General features: G+C 36.6%; 19 protein-coding genes, 1 pseudogene and 1 riboswitch. Of the genes and pseudogenes, 16 read left to right on the plus strand and 4 right to left on the minus strand.

Annotated elements, in window-relative coordinates; all coding sequences use genetic code 11:
• Positions 1-95: 95 nt before the first annotated feature.
• The 10 genes from ACK3CR_RS05345 (at position 96) to ACK3CR_RS05390 (ending at position 11,356) form a co-directional block, all read left to right on the plus strand.
• Complete coding sequence (locus ACK3CR_RS05345) at positions 96-497, plus strand: YybH family protein (protein WP_488975015.1); 402 nt, start codon at positions 96-98, stop codon at positions 495-497.
• Between the two features lie 171 nt (positions 498-668).
• Positions 669-1,451 (plus strand): aldo/keto reductase, encoded by a 783-nt coding sequence (locus ACK3CR_RS05350; RefSeq protein ID WP_328123245.1) that lies wholly within the window; start codon positions 669-671, stop codon positions 1,449-1,451.
• Between the two features lie 239 nt (positions 1,452-1,690).
• A complete protein-coding gene (locus ACK3CR_RS05355) occupies positions 1,691-2,089 on the plus strand; it encodes a YhcU family protein (RefSeq protein WP_243514804.1) in 399 nt (132 codons plus the stop codon).
• A gap of 156 nt (positions 2,090-2,245) precedes the next feature.
• A complete protein-coding gene (locus tag ACK3CR_RS05360) occupies positions 2,246-3,781 on the plus strand; it encodes a bifunctional GNAT family N-acetyltransferase/carbon-nitrogen hydrolase family protein (RefSeq protein ID WP_243514801.1) in 1,536 nt (511 codons plus the stop codon).
• 79 nt (positions 3,782-3,860) lie between these two features.
• Positions 3,861-4,412, plus strand: coding sequence for a glycerol-3-phosphate responsive antiterminator (locus tag ACK3CR_RS05365; protein WP_410914595.1), 552 nt, complete (start codon positions 3,861-3,863; stop codon positions 4,410-4,412).
• Positions 4,413-4,595: 183 nt separating this feature from the next.
• Positions 4,596-5,423, plus strand: coding sequence for an MIP/aquaporin family protein (locus ACK3CR_RS05370; protein ID WP_243514798.1), 828 nt, complete (start codon positions 4,596-4,598; stop codon positions 5,421-5,423).
• 19 nt (positions 5,424-5,442) lie between these two features.
• Positions 5,443-6,933, plus strand: coding sequence for a glycerol kinase GlpK (gene glpK / locus ACK3CR_RS05375; RefSeq protein ID WP_243514796.1), 1,491 nt, complete (start codon positions 5,443-5,445; stop codon positions 6,931-6,933).
• A 179-nt stretch (positions 6,934-7,112) separates the two neighbouring features.
• Positions 7,113-8,783 (plus strand): glycerol-3-phosphate dehydrogenase/oxidase, encoded by a 1,671-nt coding sequence (locus ACK3CR_RS05380; protein WP_410914593.1) that lies wholly within the window; start codon positions 7,113-7,115, stop codon positions 8,781-8,783.
• 132 nt (positions 8,784-8,915) lie between these two features.
• Positions 8,916-10,679, plus strand: a complete 1,764-nt coding sequence (locus ACK3CR_RS05385) for a phospho-sugar mutase (protein WP_488975016.1) — start codon at positions 8,916-8,918, stop codon at positions 10,677-10,679.
• A 146-nt stretch (positions 10,680-10,825) separates the two neighbouring features.
• Entirely contained in the window at positions 10,826-11,356 is a 531-nt protein-coding gene (locus tag ACK3CR_RS05390) for an NADPH-dependent FMN reductase (RefSeq protein WP_488975017.1), read from the plus strand.
• 30 nt (positions 11,357-11,386) lie between these two features.
• On the opposite strand, the gene ACK3CR_RS05395 is transcribed toward ACK3CR_RS05390, so the two are convergent.
• The 3 genes from ACK3CR_RS05395 to ACK3CR_RS05405 all read right to left on the minus strand — a co-directional run bounded on the left by ACK3CR_RS05395 (position 11,387) and on the right by ACK3CR_RS05405 (position 13,959).
• Positions 11,387-11,971 (minus strand): biotin transporter BioY, encoded by a 585-nt coding sequence (locus ACK3CR_RS05395; RefSeq protein WP_488975018.1) that lies wholly within the window; start codon positions 11,969-11,971, stop codon positions 11,387-11,389.
• Between the two features lie 179 nt (positions 11,972-12,150).
• Complete coding sequence (locus tag ACK3CR_RS05400) at positions 12,151-12,402, minus strand: YhdB family protein (protein WP_243514770.1); 252 nt, start codon at positions 12,400-12,402, stop codon at positions 12,151-12,153.
• A 183-nt stretch (positions 12,403-12,585) separates the two neighbouring features.
• A complete protein-coding gene (locus ACK3CR_RS05405) occupies positions 12,586-13,959 on the minus strand; it encodes an aldehyde dehydrogenase (protein ID WP_488975019.1) in 1,374 nt (457 codons plus the stop codon).
• A gap of 180 nt (positions 13,960-14,139) precedes the next feature.
• Here ACK3CR_RS05405 and ACK3CR_RS05410 point away from each other — a divergent pair, with 180 nt between their 5' ends.
• The 6 genes and pseudogenes from ACK3CR_RS05410 to ACK3CR_RS05435 all read left to right on the plus strand — a co-directional run bounded on the left by ACK3CR_RS05410 (position 14,140) and on the right by ACK3CR_RS05435 (position 22,753).
• Positions 14,140-15,546 carry a SpoVR family protein gene (locus ACK3CR_RS05410; protein ID WP_243514764.1) on the plus strand — a complete coding sequence of 469 codons (1,407 nt, stop codon included), beginning with the start codon at positions 14,140-14,142 and terminating at the stop codon, positions 15,544-15,546.
• Positions 15,547-15,687: 141 nt separating this feature from the next.
• Positions 15,688-17,658 (plus strand): alkaline phosphatase, encoded by a 1,971-nt coding sequence (locus tag ACK3CR_RS05415; RefSeq protein ID WP_328123192.1) that lies wholly within the window; start codon positions 15,688-15,690, stop codon positions 17,656-17,658.
• Between the two features lie 116 nt (positions 17,659-17,774).
• Positions 17,775-18,779 (plus strand): annotated as a pseudogene (locus tag ACK3CR_RS05420) (zinc-binding alcohol dehydrogenase family protein).
• A gap of 67 nt (positions 18,780-18,846) precedes the next feature.
• A riboswitch (M-box (ykoK) riboswitch) is annotated at positions 18,847-19,013 on the plus strand.
• Positions 19,014-19,107: 94 nt separating this feature from the next.
• Positions 19,108-20,466, plus strand: coding sequence for a magnesium transporter (gene mgtE / locus ACK3CR_RS05425; protein WP_488975020.1), 1,359 nt, complete (start codon positions 19,108-19,110; stop codon positions 20,464-20,466).
• A gap of 187 nt (positions 20,467-20,653) precedes the next feature.
• Positions 20,654-21,916 (plus strand): Nramp family divalent metal transporter, encoded by a 1,263-nt coding sequence (locus tag ACK3CR_RS05430; RefSeq protein WP_268582260.1) that lies wholly within the window; start codon positions 20,654-20,656, stop codon positions 21,914-21,916.
• 408 nt (positions 21,917-22,324) lie between these two features.
• Positions 22,325-22,753 carry a GNAT family N-acetyltransferase gene (locus tag ACK3CR_RS05435; protein ID WP_488975021.1) on the plus strand — a complete coding sequence of 143 codons (429 nt, stop codon included), beginning with the start codon at positions 22,325-22,327 and terminating at the stop codon, positions 22,751-22,753.
• 14 nt (positions 22,754-22,767) lie between these two features.
• On the opposite strand, the gene ACK3CR_RS05440 is transcribed toward ACK3CR_RS05435, so the two are convergent.
• Positions 22,768-23,793, minus strand: a complete 1,026-nt coding sequence (locus ACK3CR_RS05440) for an LCP family protein (RefSeq protein ID WP_480380971.1) — start codon at positions 23,791-23,793, stop codon at positions 22,768-22,770.
• Positions 23,794-24,030: the final 237 nt, after the last annotated feature.

Here is a 24,030-nt window from a genome sequence, read left to right on the forward strand (position 1 = left end):
AAGGAGAAGTTTCTCCTTCCTTTTTTCAGCTTAAAAATAGGATTCTATTGGATTTTATAGAATAAAGTACAAAGCATAAAAAAGGAGGATGAAATATGGAAGAACATGAGTTAAAGAAAGTCATTAGTGAATGTGATACAGCTATTCAAAATGAGGACTTTGATACGTTAATGAACTATTATACGGATGACGCAGTCCTAGTTGTAAAACAAGGAATGATTGCAAAAGGAAAAGAGGAAATCAAAAAAGCTTTTATTGCAATTGCGAAATATTTTAATAATAGCATTGTCCCAACCCAAGGAGAGATGGTGATCTTAGAAGCAGGAGATACAGCTCTTGTTCTTTCGCAAACGTTTCTTGATGCTAATAAAGAAGATTCCAAATATCCAATGGAGAGAAGAGCAACATATGTATTTCGAAAAAATGCAGAAGGAAGATGGCTTTGTGCCATTGATAACTCATATGGTACAGAATTGATTCTAAGCGAAGAGCAGTAGTAAAACGTTCCTTTATTATTCCTTTTTTGTATAGGAACGACTAAGATAGGCAAAATATTTTATGTTAAAAGTGAACTATGAGAAAATGAACATGTTTATAAAAAACAAAAAGGAGGAAGTAAGGTGACAAACTCTTTACAATCTACAACAACTTTACATAATGGAATTGAAATGCCTTGGTTTGGGCTAGGTGTATTCAAAGTTGAGGATGGATCAGAAGTAATTGAATCTGTGAAATCAGCAATTAAAGCAGGTTACATTAGCATTGATACTGCTGCTGTATATGGAAATGAAGAAGGTGTTGGAAAAGGTATCGCTGACTCTGGAGTTGACCGTGAACGCCTCTTTGTAACCTCTAAAGTTTGGAACAGTGATCAAGGGTATGAATCAACATTAAAAGCATTTGACACAACGCTTGAAAAACTTGGTCTTGAATACCTTGATTTATATTTAATTCACTGGCCTGTTGAAGGGAAATATAAAGAAACGTGGAAAGCACTTGAGAAATTGTATAAAGATGGACGCATTCGTGCTATTGGAGTTAGTAACTTCCAAATTCATCATTTAGAAGATTTATTAACAGATGCTGAAATTGTCCCAATGGTAAACCAAGTAGAGTATCATCCCCACCTTACTCAAAAAGAGCTTCATACTTTTTGTAAAGATAAAGGTATTCAGCTTGAAGCATGGTCTCCGCTTAAGCAAGGAGAGCTTTTGCAAGATGGAACAATCACTCGTATTGCTGACAAGTATAACAAATCAGCAGCACAAGTAATTTTACGTTGGGATTTACAAAATGAAGTTGTAACAATTCCAAAATCAACAAAGGAACATCGTATTATTCAAAATGCTGATATTTTTGATTTCCAATTAACAAAAGAAGAAATGAACGAAATTAATGCTCTGAATAAAAATGAGCGAGTTGGTCCAGACCCAGATAATTTCGATTTCTAATAAAAAAGGTTCCCTTCTAAAGAAGGGAACCTTTTTTATTTCCATAATAGTTAATTTATTGAAATTAAAAATGCTATTTCATGTGCGTGAAATAGGTCTAAAAAAACAAAAAAAGGAAATAAAATGTTATTTATCTAGGTTTTACGGCATGTTTTAGAAATAACTACCTCACCTTTTTAACTGGAAAATATGTTAGTATTGTAAGCAGAAGAAAAAGGATAAAAAGAGGTGGAGGTAACGTGAAAGTTTTAAATGCCGCAACACCAGAGATGGAGACATACATAGAAGAAATGAGCGAGCACTTAGTCTACAATATTTTACCCTGCTACTTTTCTCAGGAAGAGATCCAAACATACAAAAATGTTCAGTTTCTTTCGATAAGCTATGCAAAGCAAAAAGCATATAATGGCTTTTTACACGAAGCTTTAAAGGTTATTAGCAGCATGCAAACGATTACTAATCTTATTGAAACTGTCCAAACGAGAGAAATTACAAACCAGGATCGAAAGCTTTTTCATCACAATATTTCTATTTTAGAGAAATATGGGTTTTTATTTCCGTTTGAAATGGATTATTTCTCGAAAGAACGATATCAGATTACACAAGGGCATTATGAATATCGTTTCATTGTGAACTAAATGGCAGTGGGTTTTCCCGCTGTCTTTTTCTAGTTCCCCCCTTTCGCTTTTCCGATTATAATAAAAGTACAGATTTGTAGTGACTCAGCTTAGAAAGTTTTACTTTTACAAAAAAGGGAACAATATAAAGAATGTTGAAAAAGGAGCTACAGATGCATGTCAGAAATCGATTTATCCAAATTTGAGAAGAAAGTTATTATGCGTAATATTGAACATAAAGACATTGAAAAAATTATTGAGCTTCAAGAGCTTTGCTTTCCTGGAATGGACCCGTGGAAAAAAGATCAGCTTCAAAGTCATCTGGATATTTTCCCAGAAGGCCAGATCTGTGTCGAGTTTGATGGAGAAATTATTGGGTCTTGTTCAAGCTTAATTATAAACTTTGATGAGTATGATGATAAACACACGTGGGATGATATAACAGACGAAGGTTATATTACAAATCACAATAGTGACGGCTATAACTTGTATGGAATTGAAGTTATGGTTCACCCTCAATTTCGAGGAATGAAAATTGGGCGGCGTCTTTATGAAGCGCGTAGAGATTTAGCGCGAGCTCACAATTTAAAAAGCATTATTATTGGAGGAAGAATTCCTAATTATCATAAATATGCAGATGAATTTACGCCGCGTGAATATGTAGAAGAAGTGAAAGAACATAAAATTTATGATCCTGTTCTTTCATTCCAGCTTATGAATGGGTTTACCGTTATGCGAATTAATCCAAACTATTTGCCTGATGATGCAGCTTCAAATCAGTATGCAACGCTTATGGAGTGGAACAATATTGATTATGTAGCAAAATCAAAGCGTCACTACAAAACATCTTTTCCAGTAAGGATTTGTGTAGTACAGTATGCAATGAAACAAATTAGCTCATTTGAAGATTTTGCACAGCAAGCTGAATATTATATTGATGTTGCATATGATGCTGGAGCTGATTTCTGCGTATTCCCTGAAATCTTTACAACACAGCTTATGTCATTTTTAAATGAGCATATTCCTAGAAAAGCTGTTCAACGTGTAACAGAGTATACTGAAGAATACATTGAACTTTTTACAGATCTTGCTGTAAAGTACAATGTTAACATCATTGGTGGCTCACATTTTGTCGAAGAAGATGAACACATTTATAACATTGCGTATCTTTTCAGAAGAGATGGAACAATTGAAAAGCAATATAAGCTTCACATTACACCAAATGAGCGGAAATGGTGGGGAATTTCGGCTGGAGAAGAAGTGGAAGTATTTGATACAGACTGTGGGCCAATTGCTATTCAAATTTGCTATGACATTGAATTTCCTGAACTTGCACGTATTGCGACAGAAAAAGGAGCCAAAATTATTTTTACTCCGTTCTGTACAGAGGATCGCCAAGGCTATTTACGTGTGCGCTATTGTGCTCAATCAAGAGCAGTGGAAAACCAGATTTATACTGTTATTGCAGGAACAGTTGGAAACTTACCACAAGTGGAGAATATGGACATTCAATATGCTCAGTCCGCTATTTTTGCTCCTTCTGATTTTGAATTTGCACGCGATGGCATTGTAGGCGAGTGCAATCCTAATATTGAAATGGTCGTTATTGGAGATGTTGATTTAGAAATTCTACGTCGCCAACGCCAGTCAGGAACAGTTCGACAGTTAAAAGATCGTCGTCGTGATATTTACACTGTTCACTATAAGAAGTAATGTTAAAAGGGCATCCTTATTTCCTTTTTCCCTAAGGATGCTTTTTTAATATGAAATAAATTATAATGGAGGAAAAATTGTGAGCTTTGAAGATCAACAAATCATCCCAGCTATTCGTGATATGAAGCAGCTTGAACGTTTTTTACGTTCTCCATATCAATATGGAGTTTTATTGGAATGTTATTTAGGTCATTTAAAGGGAATAGCACGTGCGGCTCAAGAGCACGATAAAAAGCTAATTTTCCATGTTGATTTAATTAGTGGTCTAAAACACGATGAACATGCTGTGGATTTTTTATGTCAGGAAATTAAGCCTGCTGGTATTATTTCAACGCGTTTAAATGTAATTCTAAAAGCCAAACAAAAAGGGGTATATGCCATTCAGCGCGTTTTTCTTTTAGACAGTCAAGCACTTGAAAAAAGCTTCGCTGTTATTAATAAAGGAAAACCAGACTACATAGAGCTCCTTCCTGGAGTTGTTCCACATCTCATTGAGGAAGTAAAGGCAAAAACGAATACCCCTGTCCTTGCAGGAGGACTTATTCGAGCAGAGCATGAAATTAAAAAAGCATTGGAAGCAGGAGCTGCAGCTGTTACAACGTCTAATGAAGAGCTTTGGAAAAAAAAGTAGTAAAAAGGGTTTGACAACGCTTTCACTTTCTAGTACTCTAGTATCAAAGTTAATACACGTGACGGAGACAAGAACCACAGTACATCCCTAATCAACCTTAGGGGTATACTGTGGTTTTTTGCCATTTGTCACATCGCCATTAATAGATTCTTAGAAAAATATGAGCAAAGGGGATGAATTCCCATGGGTACTTTTACAGCGGAAATAGTCGGGACAATGATTTTAATTATATTAGGCGGAGGAGTTTGCGCAGGGGTTAACTTAAAAAAATCACTCGCTCATAAAAGTGACTGGATTGTAATTACTTTTGGCTGGGGATTAGCAGTAACAATGGGAGTTTACGCAGTTGGAAGTGTAAGCGGTGCACATTTGAATCCAGCTGTAACAATTGGAATGGCATTAGCTGGTCAGTTTGCTTGGGGAGATGTTCCACTTTATATTTTAGCTCAAATGATTGGAGCCTTTTTAGGAGCAGTTATTGTTTACTTTCATTATTTACCACACTGGAAAGCAACGGATGACCCAGGAGCAAAGCTTGGCGTATTTTCAACAGGACCAGCCATCTATCACCCGTTTTCAAACTTATTAAGTGAGATGATTGGAACATTCATTCTTGTTCTAGGATTATTAACAATAGGAGCAAATAAGTTTACAGAAGGCTTAAACCCTCTTATCGTTGGGTTCCTTATTTTAAGTATTGGCCTTTCTCTAGGGGGAACAACAGGATATGCCATTAACCCCGCAAGAGACTTAGGACCACGTATTGCACACGCATTACTTCCGATCGCAGGAAAAGGAGATTCAAACTGGAAATATGCATGGATTCCTGTTGTTGGGCCTATTCTTGGTGGAAGTTTAGGGGCAGTATTTTATAAAATAATATTTGAAGGAACAACAAGTGCTGTATATTGGGGAGTAGTAGCCATTGTTGTTGTAATACTAGCATTGGCGTACGGTATGTCTAAGAAACAAGATTATGTAGCAGGAGAAATAAAAAGAGAACTAAACTAATTTAGAGGGGGCAAAAGCTATGAGCACATACATTTTAGCATTAGATCAAGGCACAACAAGCTCAAGAGCTATTTTATTTAACAAAAAAGGCGAAATTGTTCATACATCACAGAAAGAATTTACGCAATATTTTCCAAACCCTGGCTGGGTTGAACACAATGCAAATGAAATTTGGAGCTCCATTTTATCTTGTATTGCCTCATGTTTATCAGAATCAGGAGTAAAAGCAAATCAAGTTGAGGGAATTGGAATTACAAATCAGCGTGAAACAACAGTTGTATGGGATAAAAATACAGGCCAACCTGTTTATAATGCGATTGTTTGGCAATCTCGTCAAACAAGCAGCATTTGTAATGAATTAAAAGAAAAAGGCTATAACGATACGTTCCGTGATAAAACAGGGCTTTTAATTGATGCTTATTTTGCAGGTACAAAAGTAAAATGGATTTTAGATAATGTAGATGGAGCGCGTAAGAAAGCAGAAAATGGTGAGCTGTTATTTGGAACAATTGATACGTGGCTTATTTGGAAGCTATCGGGTGGAAAAGCGCACGTTACAGACTATTCAAATGCATCACGTACGCTTATGTTTAATATCTATGATCTAAAATGGGATAAAGAATTGCTAGAGATTCTAGGTGTTCCAGCATCTATGCTTCCAGAAGTAAAGCCGTCTTCAGAAGTATATGCAGAAACAATTGATTATCACTTTTTTGGTCAGAAAGTACCTATTGCAGGAGCAGCTGGTGACCAGCAGTCAGCACTGTTTGGACAAGCGTGTTTTGAAAAAGGGATGGCTAAAAATACGTATGGCACAGGTTGTTTCATGCTTATGAACACAGGAGAAAAAGCTGTTAAGTCTGAGCACGGTTTGTTAACAACGATTGCATGGGGAATTGATGGAAAAGTAGAGTATGCGCTTGAAGGCAGTATTTTTGTAGCTGGTTCGGCTATTCAATGGCTTCGAGATGGGCTTCGTATGTTTAATAATGCTGCAGACAGTCAAAAATACGCAGAGCGTGTTGAATCAACAGATGGAGTTTATATGGTTCCTGCTTTTGTTGGATTAGGAACACCGTATTGGGATAGCGATGTGCGTGGTGCAATGTTTGGATTGACTCGTGGAACTAAAAAAGAGCATTTTGTTCGAGCAACACTTGAATCACTAGCTTATCAAACACGTGATGTCCTTGATGCTATGAAAGAAGATGCAGGCATGGAAATTAAGCGTTTGCGTGTTGATGGAGGAGCTGTTAAAAATGATTTTCTCATGCAGTTCCAAAGCGATATTTTAGATGTTCCTGTTGAAAGACCTACAATTAATGAAACAACAGCTCTTGGAGCAGCATACCTTGCAGGGCTTGCTGTTGGGTTCTGGGAAAGTCGTGATGAAATAGCAGAGAAATGGGATGTTGAAAAAGCATTTGAATCGAAAATGGAAGACGATCAGCGTACGAAGTTGTATGATGGATGGAAAAAAGCTGTTGAAGCAGCAATGGTGTTCAAATAAAGAAAGAATCTTCTGAAGTGTGAAACAGAAAGATTCACAAAAGGACAAAAGTGTGATATATTAAAAATAAGTTAATAAATGGTTGGAGAATAGGAGAGACCACAGGACCTTATGGGTATATAAATATCATAAGGGACTTGTGGTCTCTTTTTATTTACTCTTAAAAGGAGGAATTATTCATGAGTTTTTCAGGGGAAAATCGTGCTGCGACTTTAAGCGAAATGGAGAAGCAGCAGTTTGATGTATTAGTTATTGGTGGCGGTATTACAGGAAGTGGAATTGCTTTAGACGGGGCAACGCGTGGATTGAAAATAGGACTTGTAGAAATGCAGGATTTCGCAGGAGGAACGTCAAGTCGTTCTACAAAGCTCGTGCACGGTGGACTGCGTTATTTAAAACAGTTTGAAGTGAAAATGGTAGCGGAAGTTGGAAAAGAAAGAGCTATTGTATACGAAAATGCACCGCATGTTACAACACCTGAGTGGATGATGCTTCCTTTCCATAAAGGAGGAACGTTTGGAAGTTTCACAACATCGATCGGTCTTCGCATGTATGACTTTCTTGCAGGTGTTAAACGAAGCGAGCGACGTCAAATGTTCTCAAGAAAAGAAACATTAAGACGTGAGCCACTTGTGAAAGCGGAGAACCTACGAGGTGGCGGCTACTATGTTGAATATAAAACAGATGACGCTCGCCTGACTATCGAAGTAGCGAAGAAAGCAGTTGAAAAAGGAGCTACTCTTGTAAATTATGCTAAAGTAGAAAGCTTTCTTTACGAAGATAACAAAGTTGTGGGAGCGGTTGTTGTAGATCAGACAACTAAAAAAGCGTACCAAATTTATGCTAAAAAGATTATTAATGCTGCAGGACCTTGGGTTGATACACTTCGTGAAGAAGATCGCTCAAAAGAAGGCAAAACGCTTGTTCATACAAAAGGAATTCACTTAGTTATTGATGCAGAACGTTTCCCATTACAGCAAGCTATTTATTTTGATACACCTGACGGCCGCATGGTATTTGCCATTCCACGTGATGGAAAAACTTATGTTGGTACAACTGATACAGTTTATGATGGAGATCTTGTTCATCCGAGAATGACAAAAGCAGACCGTGAATATGTCATTAAATCAATTAACTACATGTTTCCGGCTGTAAACATTACTGAGAAAGATGTAGAATCAAGCTGGACGGGACTTCGCCCACTTATTAATGAACAAGGAAAAGGGGCTTCTGAAATTTCGCGTAAAGATGAAATTTGGGAATCCCAATCAGGCTTAATTACAATTGCAGGTGGCAAGCTAACAGGCTATCGTAAAATGGCTGAAATGGTTTTAGATTCTGTAACGAAAAAAATCGAAGAGGAATACAATGTTTCGTTTCTTTCTTGTCAAACTAAACATCTCTCCCTTTCAGGAGGAGAGTTTGGAGGATCTCAGAAATTTGAAAGCTTTGTAAAACAAAAAGTTGAAGAAGGAACAAAGATTGGTCTTGATCGTAAACAAGCTGAAAAATTAGCAAAACGCTATGGTTCAAATATTGATAAAGTATATGAGTATGTGAAAAATGGTGAACATGCAAATGTGCCTCCCGCTGTTTATGCTCAAGTTATGTACGGACTAGAACATGAGATGGTCGTAAAACCTGTTGACTTTTTCATTCGCCGTACTGGAGCGCTTTTCTTCAATATTTCATGGGTGCATGAATGGAAGATTGAAGTCATTAATCTTATGGCTTCAAAACTAGGCTGGACACGTGAACAAAAAGAATTATATAGACAAGAACTTGAAAAACATCTTCATGATGCAGTTGTTCCTGTTGATGAAGAAGATGACACAGCTCTTGCACAGTAAGAAGAAAATCCCATCTTAAAAAGTGAAACGAGATGGGATTTTTTTTCGTTAAGTTATAAAGAAACATGGTAATATAAATGGAAGAGAATTTTATAAAATGAGATTTAAGATTCATCATTAAGGAGGAGAAAGATGAGCTGGCATCAGCATTTTTTGCGTTGGGATAATGAAATTGAATTAGAAAATGAAATGAGAAAAAGTTTAGATAGTATTAAGCATGATGAGAGATTGCTTGAAGAGCATTTTTATAAAAATCTAGAATTTGGTACAGGGGGAATGAGAGGCGAAATTGGAGTCGGAACGAATCGTATGAATCTCTATACCGTAAGGAAGGCATCAGCTGGATTTGCTCAGTATATTGAAAACGCGGGAGAAGAAGCGAAAAACCGCGGAGTTGTGATTGCGTACGATTCTCGCCATAAGTCCCCACAATTTGCTCTTGAAGCAGCTAAAACTCTTTCTTCATATGGAATTAAAACCTACCTTTTTACAGAACTTAAGCCAACGCCACAGCTTTCATTTGCTGTTCGAGAGTTGCATGCTTTTGGTGGTATTGTTATAACAGCAAGTCATAATCCACCTGAATATAATGGTTACAAAGTATATGGAATGGATGGAGGACAGCTTCCGCCTAAAAGTGCTGATGAGTTAATCTCTTATGTAAACGGTATCGAAAATGAGCTAAAGATTAAAGTGAAAGAAAAAGAAGAGCTAAAGGAAGAAGGTTTGCTTGTTATGCTTGACGATACACTTGATGAAGCATACAACAAGAAACTTCAAGAAGTTAGCGTTTCAAAAGATCTTTCACAGGAAGCTAAAGACAACGTAAGAGTAGTTTTTACACCTTTACATGGAACAGCTTATAAATCAGCAACAAAAGCGCTTGAAACGCTCGGTTATAAACATGTTCACGTTGTAGCAAAGCAAGCAATGCCAGATCCTAATTTTACAACCGTGCTTTCTCCGAATCCTGAAGAAGCTGAGGCTTTTTCATATGCGATTAAAGATGGAAAAGATGTAGAAGCAGACGTTCTTCTTGCAACAGATCCTGATGCAGACCGAGTTGGACTTGCTGTTCGAAAAGACGATGGAGAATATACGCTTCTAACAGGAAATCAAACAGGAGCACTTTTACTAAAATATCTTTTATCACAGCTTGAAAAGAGCGGAAATCTTCCTGAAAATGGAGCTGTTCTAAAAACAATTGTAACTTCTGAGCTTGGGCGCAAGATTGCAGAGGATTATAAGCTTACAGCAATTGACACCCTTACTGGATTTAAATTTATCGGTGAGAAAATTAAACAGTTTGAACAAACAAATGACCACACATTTTTATTCGGTTATGAAGAGAGCTACGGCTATTTAGTTAAAGACTTTTGTCGAGATAAAGATGCGATTCAAGCACTGATCTTAGCTGTAGAAGCGTGTGCATTTTATAAACAACAAGGCAAAACACTTTGGCACGTTATGCATGATATCTATGAAGAATACGGCTATTATAAAGAAAATTTAAAATCACTTACGTTAAAAGGAAAAGAAGGATCTGCTCAGATTGAGCACCTTTTAACATCTTTCCGTGCTACCCCTCCAGGAGAAGTAGCTGGCTTACGAGTTAAAACAATCGAAGATTATCAAGTGCAAAAAAGAGCGCACCTAGAAAGTGGAGAAACAGAAACAATGTCTTTTCCTTCCTCAAATGTTTTAAAGTATTTCTTAGAAGATGGCTCATGGTTTTGTCTTCGCCCGTCTGGTACAGAGCCAAAAGTGAAGTTTTACTTTGGAGTTGTTTCCAACACTAATGAGGAAAGCGTGTTAAAGTTAGAACAGCTTAACAATAGTATTATGGACAAAGTAGCCGCTATTTTAGAAAGTAATGAAGAAGGAATCAAAAAATAAAGAAATGTTTCTCCATTTAAACTGGGGAAACTTTCTTTTAATAATATTAAGATAGCGGAAAAAGGGAAAAATGTGGTACGTTTAATAAATGAAGACTTTTATAGAAAAAGTCCATTGACAACACTATAGTATAGGAGGATTTTATAATGAAGATTGTTGTGATTAATGGAACACCGCGTGAGAGTGGAAGAACGCGTATTTTAAGCCATTTTTTAGCGGAAAAATACAGCTTAGATTTGCTTGATTTAAGTGAAACAGTGTTACCTGTTTTTAACGGAACAAGTGAGCAACACGAATTAGAAAACGTAGTAAAAGTAAAAGAGCTTGTACATAGTGCAGATGCTATTATTTTAACAACGCCAGAGTATCATGGAAGCATGAGTGGAGCGTTGAAGAATATGCTTGATTTCTTAACGTTTGAACAGTTTAAAGGAAAACCAGTTGGACTTCTCGCAGTAGCAGGTGGGGGAAAAGGCGGTATCAACGCATTGAACAGCATGCGTGATGTAATGCGGGCTCTTTATGCCAATGCATTACCAAAACAAATTGTATTTGATCCACCAATGTTTGAAAAAGATAGTGATCTTCTTGTTCCAGAAGCTTCAGAAGCGTTAGAAGGATTTATGGAAGAGCTTAAAAAATATACAAAGCTTTATAAAGAGTTTGCAAAAGCATAAAAAATAAGAGGCAGGATTTTATCCTGCCTCTTATTTTTTTTGAAATCCTGTCTTTTTAAATAAAGCATGAAAACGGGGAGCAATAAGACCACCTAAAAATGTGAAAATCACATCTTTAATAAAAAATCCACCCATGAAAATCCACAGTGCTTTATAAGACATTGGGGTATTAATCCACGTGTTAAGAGCTAAGTACATATAGTTAACGCTAAACAGATAAATAAAAATAATGCCAATATACGACGCAATCATAAATGTACCAAGCGTTGGATTTTCTTTTCGCTCGACAATTTTACCTACAATATAAGCAGCGAAAATATAGGAAATAATAAATCCACCTGTTTGAGTGAATAAAGCGCTAAGACCACTATAAAACTCAGCAAACACTGGAGCTCCAGCAAGCCCTACAACCATGTAAGCGAGCATAGAAAAAGCGCCTAACCGACTACCGAGCAAAGCACCAGCTAGAATAGCAAAGAATGGCTGAAGTGTTGGAGTTACATTTCCAAAATGTAAAAATGGAGCAAAAGAAGCAATGTTAGCTCCAATTGCAGTAAGGGCTACAAAGACACTCGCATATGTAATGTCAATCGCCCGAAATTGTCTTTTGTTCACGTAGTGTTCCTCCTGATGATAGAATACGCTTTTTATCTTAACGAAAGATAGTTATATTAGTCAACAGATAATATTTCTCAGTTTACATTCAAAAAATGAATAAAAATAAAAAAGAAGCAGAAAATAAGTATAAAAGAAAAAAGGCATACCTTTTTAGGGGTATGCGTTAAAAAGTTTGTTTATAAAGATTGTTCCATTGCGCTCAGCTCAGACTGAAGCGCTTGTTCTCCTGCATAGTCAATATAACATAGCAAAGAGTATAAATTTTCTTCCACAATTCGCTCGTTTCGCTCGAAGTTATAGGCGTGTAAAAAGTGTTCAATCCTTTTTGATAACAAATCATCATTTGTTCGTACCATCAAGATCAACAGGTTGTCCCACTGTGATCGATGTGTGTAATAAAGCGCTCTGTCATAGTCCAACATGTTCATTGCTTTTCCTCCCCTTTGAAGGAGTCGATATTATTGTATGACAGTTTAGCTTATTTGTTACTGAACAAATGTTGGACAAAAAAGCAAAATAGTGACAGTGTGATAAGAACAACACTGTTAACTTTTTCTGCTGTATAAAATCGAGTTCAAAAAACAAATAATACGAGCAAGGCCTCTGTGGGGTTACTTTAACAACTTTTTCACATATTTTAAGCTGTTTTTAAACGAAGGATAGCGAACAGGAAGATCAAACTTTGTTGTTTGTTTTAGAATGCCCTTTTCATGTGTAAAAGCATCAAAGCTTCCTTTTCCATGGTATTTGCCCATTCCGCTTTCTCCAACACCTCCAAAAGGAAGGTGTGTGTTCGCTACATGCATAACTGTATCATTTATACAGCCTCCACCAAAGGAGAAAGAGTTAATAATCTTTTCTTGCTTTTTCTCATCTTCTGAAAAGTAATAAAGTGCAAGCGGGTTCGGAGCTTTATTTAGGTGACTTTTAAGGTCTTCAAATTTTGTGAAAGAAAAGAGAGGTAAAATAGGACCGAAAATTTCTTCCTTCATTACGCTATCTTCCCACGTTACATTTTCTAAAAGGGTAGGAGATATGCGATTTTCGACTTCTTCATATTGTCCTCCAAACACAATATCCCCATCTTGTAAAAATGCGAGCAGTCTGGTGAAATGACGTTTGCTCACAATTTTTCCGAACTTTTCACTGTTAAGTGGAGTTTCTCCGTAGAACTCTTTTACAACGGCTTTCAGCTCTTGTACAAATTCCTCTCTTATTTGCTCATGAACAATAACATAGTCAGGAGCAATGCATGTTTGACCGGCATTGGTGAATTTTCCCCAGGCAATTCGTTTTGCGGCAAGCTCTATATTTGCATCTTGATCAACAATGCAAGGACTTTTGCCACCAAGCTCAAGTGTGAACGGTGTTAAATAATTTGCAGCAGCTTTCATTACTTCTTTTCCTATTGCAACGCTTCCTGTAAAGAAAATATAGTCAAAACGTTCATTCAAAAGAGCCTGACTTTCTTCAACTCCTCCTTCAACAACGGCAATATATTCTGAAGGGAAAGTTTCTTGAATAAGCTTAGAAATCCATCTAGAAACGGTAGGCGTGTATTCAGATGGTTTTAAAAGGGCTGTATTTCCTCCTGCAATTGCTCCAATAAGTGGAGAGAACTGAAGCTGAACAGGGTAATTCCAAGGTGCGATAATCAAGGTCACACCATATGGCTCTCTATAAAGATAACTTTTGGATCCGAGATGACTTACAGGTGTTTTTACTTTTTGAGGTTTTGTCCATGAATCAAGATGTTTTAGAACAAAACGAATTTCTTCATATATAAAAGCAATTTCTGTCATATATGCTTCTGTCTCAGATTTATGTAAATCTCTTTGCAAAGCGTCTAGCAGTTGTTGTTCATAGCGTTTTACAGCACTTTTAAGCTTTGTTAAGTTTTCTTTGCGAAAAGCAACATCTTTTGTAGTATCAGTCTCAAAAAAAGCTCGCTGCTTTTCAATAAGAGATAAAATATTGTCTTTCATCAAACCCCTCCTTATAACCCAGCTTTCTCTTAGAATATAAAACGTTTTCCTTTTCTAAACAACAAATAACGTCTTTCTCTCTCTTTTTCTATACAAAAAAGAGAGAAAAAATGTATCTCTTCATCATGAATAAACAAGCATATTCATACTATAGGATATGAAGGTGAAAGGGGAGAGCCTATGAACGACACTCAGCAAAAGCAACTTTATCGTGCAATTGAGGAGATAACGGAGATTGCTGAAGGCTTTGGGTTAGATTTTTATCCAATGCGCTATGAGATTTGTCCGTCTGAAATTATTTATACATTTGGATCATATGGAATGCCTACTCGTTTTTCGCACTGGAGTTTTGGTAAACAGTTTCATAAAATGAAGCTTCACTATGATTTAGGATTAAGTAAAATCTATGAGCTTGTCATCAACTCAAACCCATGCTATGCATTTCTGCTTGATTCTAATTCTCTTATTCAAAATAAGCTTATTGTTGCTCACGTTTTAGCCCACTGCGACTTTTTTAAAAACAATGCGCGCTTTGCCAATACGAACCGAGATATGGTAGATAGTATGGCAGCTACTGCTGAAAGAATTACTCAATATGAAATTTTGCATGGAAAACGTGAAGTTGAAAAGTTTTTGGATGCTGTTTTATCTATCCAGGAGCATATTGATCCATCGCTTATGCGTCCAAAACTTTCTTGGACGATGGATGAAGAAGAGGAAGAAGAAACAACAGTTGAAACACCTTACGATGATCTTTGGGCTCTTGACGGAGATAAAGTGAAAAAAGAGAAGAGAAAAAAGAAGAAAAAGTTACCGCCACAGCCTGAAAAGGATATTCTCTTATTTATCGAACAGTACAGTCGTGAATTAGAAGAATGGCAACGCGATATTTTAACAATGATGAGAGAAGAAATGCTTTATTTTTGGCCTCAGCTTGAGACAAAAGTAATGAACGAGGGATGGGCTTCTTTCTGGCATGCACGTATCATTCGGGAACTGGAGCTAACAAGCAGTGAAGCCATTGAGTTTGCTAAATTAAATGCAGATGTTGTGCAGCCATCACGTACAACGATTAATCCCTACTATTTAGGATTGAAAATCTTTGAAGATATTGAAGAGCGGTATAACAACCCAACGGAGGAAATGAAACGTCTTGGGGTTAAAGAAAATTCAGGTCGAGACAAAATGTTCGAAGTACGTGAAGTTGAATCTGATATTTCATTTATTCGAAATTACTTAACAAAAGATCTTGTTATGCGTGAAGATATGTATCTGTTTGCAAAACAAGGTCGTGATTATAAAATTGTCGATAAACAATGGACGGAAGTGCGTGATCAACTTGTAGGTATGAGAGTAAATGGGGGATTCCCTTATATCACAGTTACAGATGGAGATTATCTGAAAAATGGAGAGCTTTATTTAAAACACTGGTATGAAGATATTGAACTTGATGTGAAGTACTTAGAAAAAGTACTTCCATATACGTATCAGCTATGGGGGCGCACTGTTCATATGGAAACGAGCTTGGAAGGAAAGCAAGTGCTATTTTCATATGATGGAAATGCTGTGCATCGAAAAATCTTGTGAAAACAGGCGAGTGTCATATATGACACTTGCCTTTTAATATTTATAAAAAGTTAATGCTAGATTAACAGTAGATTAATGAAAGGAAGATATCATCTTAGGTGGTAAAGAAAAACTAGCTTAATTCAGGGGAGAGAATCGGAAATGTTCAAAAAAGCAATGAAGAAAAAGTTAATTCCATTTGCAGCAATGTCTACCATTGCCATTAGCGGTTTATTAGGCGGAGGAGCAGGAAGCGTTGATGCGGCAGAGAAGAAAGAGCCAGAAATTAAAAATATCATTTTCCTTGTTGGAGATGGTATGGGAACGTCATATACGACAGCACAGCGTTATATGAAAGATAATAAAGAAACACAAAAGATGGAGCCAACAGCTTTTGATCCGGATCTAGTTGGTTTACAAAGTACATATCCATATGCCCAAAATACCATAACTGATTCAGCTGCGGCAGGTACAGCTTTAGCAACAGGACATAAAACATACAATGGAGCTGTTTCTGTTGATCCTAATAAAAAAGAAGTAAAAACAGTTCTTGAGCAGGCAAAAGAAGAAGGTTTAGCAACAGGCCTTGTTACAACATCAGATATAACAGATGCAACACCAGCTTCATTTGGAGCGCATGATCCAGATCGTAAAAACAAAGATGGAATTGCAGACGATTATTATAATGAAATGATCAATGGAGAACATAAGATTGACGTTATTTTAGGTGGAGGTTTAACAAACTTTAAAAGAGATGATAAAGATTTGACAAAATCCTTCCAAGAAGATGGATATAGCTATGTTTCTAATCGTGAAGATATGTTGAAAGACGAAAATAAACAAGTTTTAGGCCTTTTCTCTGAAGTTGGAATGCCAAAAATGCTTGATCGTTCTGAAGAAGATCCTTCACTAAAAGAAATGACAGATTCTGCGCTAGAGCGTTTAGAACAAGATGAAGATGGATTCTTCCTTATGGTTGAAGGAAGTCAAATTGATTGGGCAGCACATGACCATGATATTGTAGGAGCAATGAGTGAAGTAGAAGACTTTGAAAGAGCATACGAGTCAGCAATTGAATTTGCTAAAAAGGACAAGCATACGCTTGTCGTGGCAACAGCTGATCATTCAACAGGTGGTTTCACATTAGGAGCAAATGATAAGAATGGTGCAGGTGTACAAAAATGGGTTCCAGAAGCTGTAAAAGCTGCGAAACGCACGCCAGACTTTATGGCTCAGCAAATTGCTGATGGGGAGAGCGTTGAATCTGTATTAGGCAAGTACCTTGACCTTGAATTAACAAAAGAAGAAATAAACAGCGTAAAAGAAGCAGCTAAAAATGATCAACAAGTAGATGATGAGACAGGAAATATGAAAAAAGTAGATGAGAGTGCTCTTGTTACAAACATTGACAACGCTATTGAGCGTATCATTGATGCGCATTCATATACAGGGTGGACAACAACAGCACATACTGGTGAAGATGTTCCTGTTTATGCATATGGACCTGGAAAAGAAATGTTTGCAGGTATGAGTGATAACGTTGATCAAGCCAAGCGTATGTTCAAAATTTTAGAAGAGAATCATAAAGGTAATGGAGATAGCGAAAAAATTCAGTTCAGTGATATCAATGAGAAAACATTTGGCTATGAAGCAATTATGGCATTAGCGGAAAAAGGCATTGTAAAAGGAAGCAATGGAAAGTTTAATCCATCACAGCAGTTAACGCGTGTTCAAGCAGCAATTATGCTTCAACGTGCACTAGATTTACCTGTTCCACAAGATTTAAATTCATTTAAAGATGTAGATAAGGATGCTGAATATGCTGAAGCTGTTGCAGCTTTGAAACAAGCAGGCATTTTTAACGGTTATGGAGATGGAACGTTTGGTGTAAATGACAAGCTTTCTCGTGAACAAATGGCAAGTGTGCTTGTTAAAGCATTTGACTTAAAGAAAAACAATAAAGAAGTAAATCTATCAGATCTTGATTCTGTATCTTCTTCTCATAAAGAGAATGTCAAAATTCTTTACCAAAATGGCATCACAACAGGGAAAGAGGATGGCACATATGCTCCATTTGAAAAAATCAAGCGTGATCAGTTCTCTGTCTTCATGCATCGCGTATTAACAAAATAAAACAAGCTAACTTAGCCGCTGCCAACTCGCAGCGGCTTTTCGCGTTTCTTCTTTTTTGAAGTGGGAAAATATAAAAAGAAAGTACAAGATAGAAGGAATGATAAGGAGGAAAAAAGATGAAAGCGGTTGGTCTTTATAAATACTTACCAATAACAAAAGAAGAGAGTTTAGTAGATGTTGAAGTCGAACAAGGACATCCTACAGGTCATGATTTATTAATTCATGTCCAAGCAGTCTCTGTTAATCCTGTTGATACGAAAGTTCGGGCACCAAAAGATAGAGAAGAAGAGAAACCAAAAATTCTTGGCTTTGATGCCTCAGGTGTTGTTGAAGACGTAGGAGAAGAATGTTCACTTTTTAAAAAAGGGGATAAAGTTTACTACGTAGGAAGCATTGGTAGACAAGGCACAAACAGCCAATATCATCTTGTTGATGAACGCATTGTTGGACGAAAACCTGAAAATCTCTCTTTTGCTGAAGCAGCGGCAATGCCTCTCACAACTCTTACTGCTTGGGAAGGATTATTTCAACGTCTTCATGTTCAAGAAGGAGAAAGTATTTTGATTATTAATGGAGGTGGCGGAGTGGGTTCTATTGCTATTCAGCTTGCGAAACAGGCAGGGCTAACTGTTATTGCAACCTCTTCTCGTATTGAAACAAGTGAATGGTGTAAAGGTCTTGGAGCCGATTTCATTATTAATCATTATGAATCAATGGAAGAACAGTTAAAAGATCATGGAATGGAGAGTATTGACAATATCTTCTGTTTGCATAGCACAGATAAACATTAGGAAGAGATGGGGAAAGTAATTCGTCCACAAGGGAAGATTTGCTCCATTGTTGAAAATGAAGAGCCTATCGATTTAAAACTTTTACAAGATAAAAGCGTTTCTTTCTTTTGGGAATTTATGTTTACAAGACCTCTCTATGAAACAGATGATATGATTGAACAGCATCATATTTTAAACAAGGTTGGAGAAGAGTTAGAAAAGGGGAACTTACAGCACACTCTAAAAGAAACAATAAGTCCAATCAATGCTGAAAATATGAGAAAAGCACATGGAAAAGTTGAAGAAGGAAAAATGATTGGAAAAATTGTTGTAGAAGAATGGGGACAATAACATTTTTTTAGTTATAATGGTAGTTGACTTATTCTACAATGTTAGCTACACTCATCACAGACAAAAGAATATACCTCGTTAGGTGAGGCTCCTGTACGGAGAAATGCTGCTGCCCAAAAATGTCCAAAGACGCCAATGGGTCAACAGGAATTATCGACATAAGGTAATTCTTAACGTAGCTGGTTTTAGAACCTATGCCGTACAGTGCTAAAGCTCTACGAATGGAGGGTATGAAGCGTTATTTAGTATGCAAAAAAACAAAAACACACCTTCCTTAAGGTGTGTTTTTTTGTGCATTTGTTGCAGCATAAGAGAGGAGGAATCAATCATGATTCAAGATATGACATACGAAGAAATCGTAGCAAGAATTTCGCATCTTCTGGAGCAAGAAAAAACAAATGGTATTCAAGTAATTCTTGAAGAATTACAGCCTTATGATATTGCTGAAATATATGTGATGCTTTCAGAAGAACAGCGTCCTAAGTTTTTAGATGTACTTGAAACAGAGCAGCAAGCATCACTTATTGAAGAAATTGATCGCGACGAGCAACTTGAGCTTGTTGAACAAATCAATGTTAATGACCTTGGGGAAGTATTAGATTTAATGGACAATGATGATCTTGCACATCTTTTAGATGAAGTAACGCCAGATGTGAAAGAGCAGTATTTATCAGGGATGACAACAGAAGAATCTACAGCAGTTCAGAAACTAATGGAATACGAAGCTGAAACAGCTGGACGGATTATGACCAACCGCTATGTTTGGATTCCTGAACAATACACTGTAAGAGAGACAGTAGACAAAATAAAAATTTTCGCCGAAATTGCCGAATCCATTAACTATATTTACGTGATTAATAATGAAAAGCAACTCATGGGAGTTGTTTCATACAGAGATTTAATCTTAGCTGAAATGGATGAGAAAATTGCAGACATTATGTTTTCACGTGTTATTTCCGTCCCTGTGGAGATGGACCAGGAAGAAGTTGCGAGCATTATTGAAAGATATGATTTTCTAGCTATTCCAGTTGTTGAAGAAAATAATGTGCTTGTTGGGATTATTACGGTTGATGACATTATTGACGTTGTGATTCAAGAAGCGAATGAAGACATTGAAAAGCTTTCAGCAACAGGGAAATCAATCGATTTTGATACAAAAGTATGGGTTGCTTCTTATCGACGCCTTCCATGGCTTGTTTTGCTTTTATTTGTTGGACTTATTTCAGGAAGTATTATTAGTCAGTTTGAAGAAACATTGCAAAAAGTTGTTGCCTTATCGTTTTTTATGCCACTCATTTCTGGAATGACAGGAAATACAGGGACGCAGTCGCTTGCTGTTGTTGTAAGAGGTATTGTTGGTCAAGAAATGAACAAAGCGGTTGTTACTCGTCTTATCCTACGTGAATTTGGAGTAGGAGCTTTAATTGGAATTACTTGTTCTATTTTGCTTTTTATTATTGCTTATGTTTGGCAAGGAAGTCTTGTATTAAGTTTTGTTGTAAGTTCATCTCTTGTTTTTACTTTAATCATTGGAACACTTGCAGGAACTATTATTCCGCTCTTATTATCCAAATTAAAGGTTGACCCTGCAATTGCTTCAGGACCTCTGATTACAACGCTAAACGATATTTTATCACTGCTTATTTATTTTAAAATAGCTACAGTTTTCTTACATCGCTTATTATAAAGATAGGAAAAGAGTAAAAAGAAGAAAATTCTTTTTACTCTTTTTATTTTTCGACACTTTCTTCATTGACAATATGAAGGGAGAGGAATATTATAATGTTAAAAGTTGCATTAGGTAAAAAAATATAGTTGATAGAAAAATAGATAGTTTTGCGACAAATAAATGACTGGAGTAAAAAGGTGATAAAATGAGTGAACAGTTTATGGATAAAATAGATCCTGCTCAACATGTTTTAAGCGGAAAAACAAAAGGAATAAGACGTTTTCTTCCTTTTTTAGGCCCTGCTTTTATTGCCGCTGTTGCTTATATTGATCCAGGCAACTTTGCGACAAATATTTCAGCTGGGTCTCAATATGGATACCTTTTGCTGTGGGTTATTCTGTTTTCCAATATTATGGCATTATTAATTCAAACTTTATCAGCAAAGCTTGGGATTGCAACAGGCAAAAACTTACCTGAAGTAGCAAGTGAGCGTTTTTCTAAATGGGTTTCCATTGGACTGTGGATTCAAGCAGAGCTTGTTATTATGGCAACAGATCTTGCTGAGTTTATTGGTGCTGCTTTAGGGTTTAACTTGCTTTTTCATATTCCCCTTTTACCGTCTGCTTGTATTGCCGCTGTTGGCTCTTTCTTAATTTTAGAGCTACAAAGACGAGGAGTCAGACGCCTTGAGGCGGGGATTACCAGCCTCTTGTTCATGGTGGCCTTGTCATTTGTAATCGAAGTGTTTTATGCAAAACCAGAACCAGGAGCAGTTATGCATGGTCTCTTTGTACCAGGACTAGAAGGAATGAATAGCTTATTGTTAGCCGTTGGAATTCTAGGAGCTACAGTGATGCCACATGCAATTTACTTACACTCAGGTTTAACTCAAAAAAGGGTTGTCGGAAAAAGTGAAGCAGAACGTAAAAAAATCTTTCAGTTTGAGTTTGTAGATATTGTTATTGCAATGGTTATTGCCGGAGCTGTCAATGCAAGTATGCTGATTGTTGCTGCTGCTTTGTTTTTCAAAAATGGTCTTCATGTAGAAGATATTGATGTAGCCTACACTGAATTAGGAAATCTTGTTGGCCCAGCAGCTGCCGTTTTCTTTGGAATTGGTCTTTTGATTGCTGGTCTTTCTAGCTCGTCTGTTGGAACGATGGCAGGGGATATGGTAATGCAAGGCTTTATTAAAAAACGGATTCCGTTATATGTTAGACGTTTTGTAACAATTGTTCCTCCTATTGTTATTATCGCGCTAGGAATTAATCCAACAAAAGCGCTTGTCATTAGCCAAGTGATTTTATCGTTTGGGATTGGTTTTGCGCTTGTTCCTTTAATTATGTTTACAAGCAATAAGAAACTGATGGGAAGCCTTGTGAACCGTCGAATAACAACGATTGTAGCATGGGGAGTAGCAGCACTTGTGATCGGTCTTAATATTTTTCTACTTTTAGATTTTGTATAAAAAAGCTCCCCCTGTATTCAGGGGGAGTTTCTTGTTTATTCTCTGAAAATTTGAGTTTGTCGTCTCTTTTGTAGAGTGTAAGTGACCCAGCAGTAAGAAAGCTAAGTCTAAGACTAACAAGTTGGCCAAAGAACAGATGCCCTAGCTCATGGATAAAAACGGTAATAAACCAAATTAAAAGCCCCGTCCATATAAAAGAGAGTGTGGATGCGAATGATGGAGATACAAAACTAATAAAAAATGAGATAAGCCCTGCTCCTAATAGGAAAAAAAGGTCTTTTTAAAACTAGAATAATGATTAATCTCCCTTATAATAACTGTATTAATTTTCTTTCTTTTCTATAATTAGGATAACATATTGTAGTATATTAGAAGTAGGGAGAAAATGAATAGGGGGAGGAGATACAAATGATTAAAGTATTAGTAAATGAAGATGAAGTTTTATCTGCTTTTCCTGTTATAAATCAGTTGAGACCACATTTAACAATTGATACGTATAAAAAACGGGTTCAGGAAGCGAAGGAAGCTCATCAATATGAGCTAGCGGGAGTTTTTAATGATAAAGGAGAAATTGTTGCTGCAGCAGGATATATGCCTAAACTGACGCTTTATGATGGTCATTCTGTATGGGTTTGTGATCTTGTTGTGAGTGAAAAGGAGCGTTCAAAAGGACATGGTGAAAGACTTCTACGTTTCGTTGAGGAAAGATCGAAAAAGTGGGATTGTGTTAACATGACTCTTTCATCTGGATTACAGAGACACGATGCTCACCGCTTCTATGAAGAAAAAGCAGGCTTTGAAAGAAAAAGTTATACGTTTAAGCGAGAATTTATATAAAAAGCCGCCCACCTTTATTGGTTGGACGACTTTTCATTTTCATCATCTAAAAAATCTTGTAAAGCTTCTTTATTTTTATCAATATCAAGAACAAGAGCAGCGCCAATGCTACCACCTAGGTTTTCTTCAGTAAATCCGTCTTCTATAGGGAGGCGGAAGCTTTCAACTTCGCGGTTATCGCTTGATAGAAACTCTTTACCGATCCATGCAAGTTGACCTGTGCCTAAATTTGTTTCAAGATTTGAATTTACAATTCCTGCAAGCTTCGGAATTTTTAAGATGTTTGTCACTTGAACTGCTTGATCCTTTAGTTTTCCGATGACTTCCTGCTGTCTTTTAACCCGCCCAAAATCGCTTTGGGCATCATGGCGGAATCGTACATATCCAAGAAGTTCCTCACCGTGAAGGGTTTGTTTACCGGGCTTTAAAGTCATATGGATACCGTGTGACATTTCATATGGAATGTCCACTTCAATTCCGTCTGGAGCAATGGTGTCTACAATTTTGGGAAAGCCTTTGAAGTCAACAATAGCATAATAGTGAACATTCACTCCAAAATTCTCTTTAATTGTTTTTCGAAGAAGTTCTGGGCCGCCAATAGCGTATGCTGCATTAATTTTATTTTTGCCGTGACCAGGAATCTTTACATAAGAATCACGCATGATAGAAACTACTTTTGCTTTGTTTGTATCAAAGTTGTAGTGTGCGATCATAATGGTGTCTGTTCTCGGTGTTTCCTCACCTCTGGCGTCTCCACCAAGAATTAAAACATTTGTCCGTGTTGGAAGCTCATCAGCTCCTTTAAAATCTTGAAACTGATTAAGATTAGAATCAGAACGATCAAAGCCTTGTATGTATTGATAAATTGAATAACCTGCTACAACCAAAAATAGAAGCAATAAAATTCTTAAAAAATTCCGAGTTCGTTTCTTGCGATTTTTTCTTCTTTGCCTTCGTGCTTCTTGTCGCATGGATTCGCACCTCTTGCACTCTAAATAATAGTTTCTTTTTGTACATAGTTCTTTTGTACAGTATACCATATGTCGTAAACGTAGGAATATTTATCAATAAAATCAATTTCTTGATTGAATTATCCTGCTAATAAAAGGTCTATTTACCGATTGAGAACAATGTGTTCTTTTATTATTTTAAGAAGAGGAGAGAAATATACTTTATTTCTAACGCAAGACGTGTAATAAGGGGATAAAAAGGACATAAAAATCATTATTTTACATTTTAAGGATATATTTAGGTAAAAAGAATCATTTTCGAATTAT

The sequence above is a fragment of the Priestia sp. TRM10 genome (assembly GCF_057808375.1).

Coding starts and splice junctions, on each gene's coding strand:
- ACK3CR_RS05390 (WP_488975017.1), top strand. CDS start 10,826: ATGAAGATTGTTGTGATTAATGGAACACCGCGTGAGAGTGGAAGAACG.
- mgtE (WP_488975020.1), top strand. CDS start 19,108: ATGATTCAAGATATGACATACGAAGAAATCGTAGCAAGAATTTCGCAT.
- ACK3CR_RS05410 (WP_243514764.1), top strand. CDS start 14,140: ATGAACGACACTCAGCAAAAGCAACTTTATCGTGCAATTGAGGAGATA.
- ACK3CR_RS05430 (WP_268582260.1), top strand. CDS start 20,654: ATGAGTGAACAGTTTATGGATAAAATAGATCCTGCTCAACATGTTTTA.
- ACK3CR_RS05415 (WP_328123192.1), top strand. CDS start 15,688: ATGTTCAAAAAAGCAATGAAGAAAAAGTTAATTCCATTTGCAGCAATG.
- ACK3CR_RS05435 (WP_488975021.1), top strand. CDS start 22,325: ATGATTAAAGTATTAGTAAATGAAGATGAAGTTTTATCTGCTTTTCCT.
- ACK3CR_RS05440 (WP_480380971.1), bottom strand. CDS start 23,793: ATGGTATACTGTACAAAAGAACTATGTACAAAAAGAAACTATTATTTA.
- ACK3CR_RS05345 (WP_488975015.1), top strand. CDS start 96: ATGGAAGAACATGAGTTAAAGAAAGTCATTAGTGAATGTGATACAGCT.
- ACK3CR_RS05385 (WP_488975016.1), top strand. CDS start 8,916: ATGAGCTGGCATCAGCATTTTTTGCGTTGGGATAATGAAATTGAATTA.
- ACK3CR_RS05405 (WP_488975019.1), bottom strand. CDS start 13,959: ATGAAAGACAATATTTTATCTCTTATTGAAAAGCAGCGAGCTTTTTTT.
- ACK3CR_RS05350 (WP_328123245.1), top strand. CDS start 669: ATGCCTTGGTTTGGGCTAGGTGTATTCAAAGTTGAGGATGGATCAGAA.
- ACK3CR_RS05360 (WP_243514801.1), top strand. CDS start 2,246: ATGTCAGAAATCGATTTATCCAAATTTGAGAAGAAAGTTATTATGCGT.
- ACK3CR_RS05400 (WP_243514770.1), bottom strand. CDS start 12,402: ATGAACATGTTGGACTATGACAGAGCGCTTTATTACACACATCGATCA.
- ACK3CR_RS05380 (WP_410914593.1), top strand. CDS start 7,113: ATGAGTTTTTCAGGGGAAAATCGTGCTGCGACTTTAAGCGAAATGGAG.
- ACK3CR_RS05370 (WP_243514798.1), top strand. CDS start 4,596: ATGGGTACTTTTACAGCGGAAATAGTCGGGACAATGATTTTAATTATA.
- glpK (WP_243514796.1), top strand. CDS start 5,443: ATGAGCACATACATTTTAGCATTAGATCAAGGCACAACAAGCTCAAGA.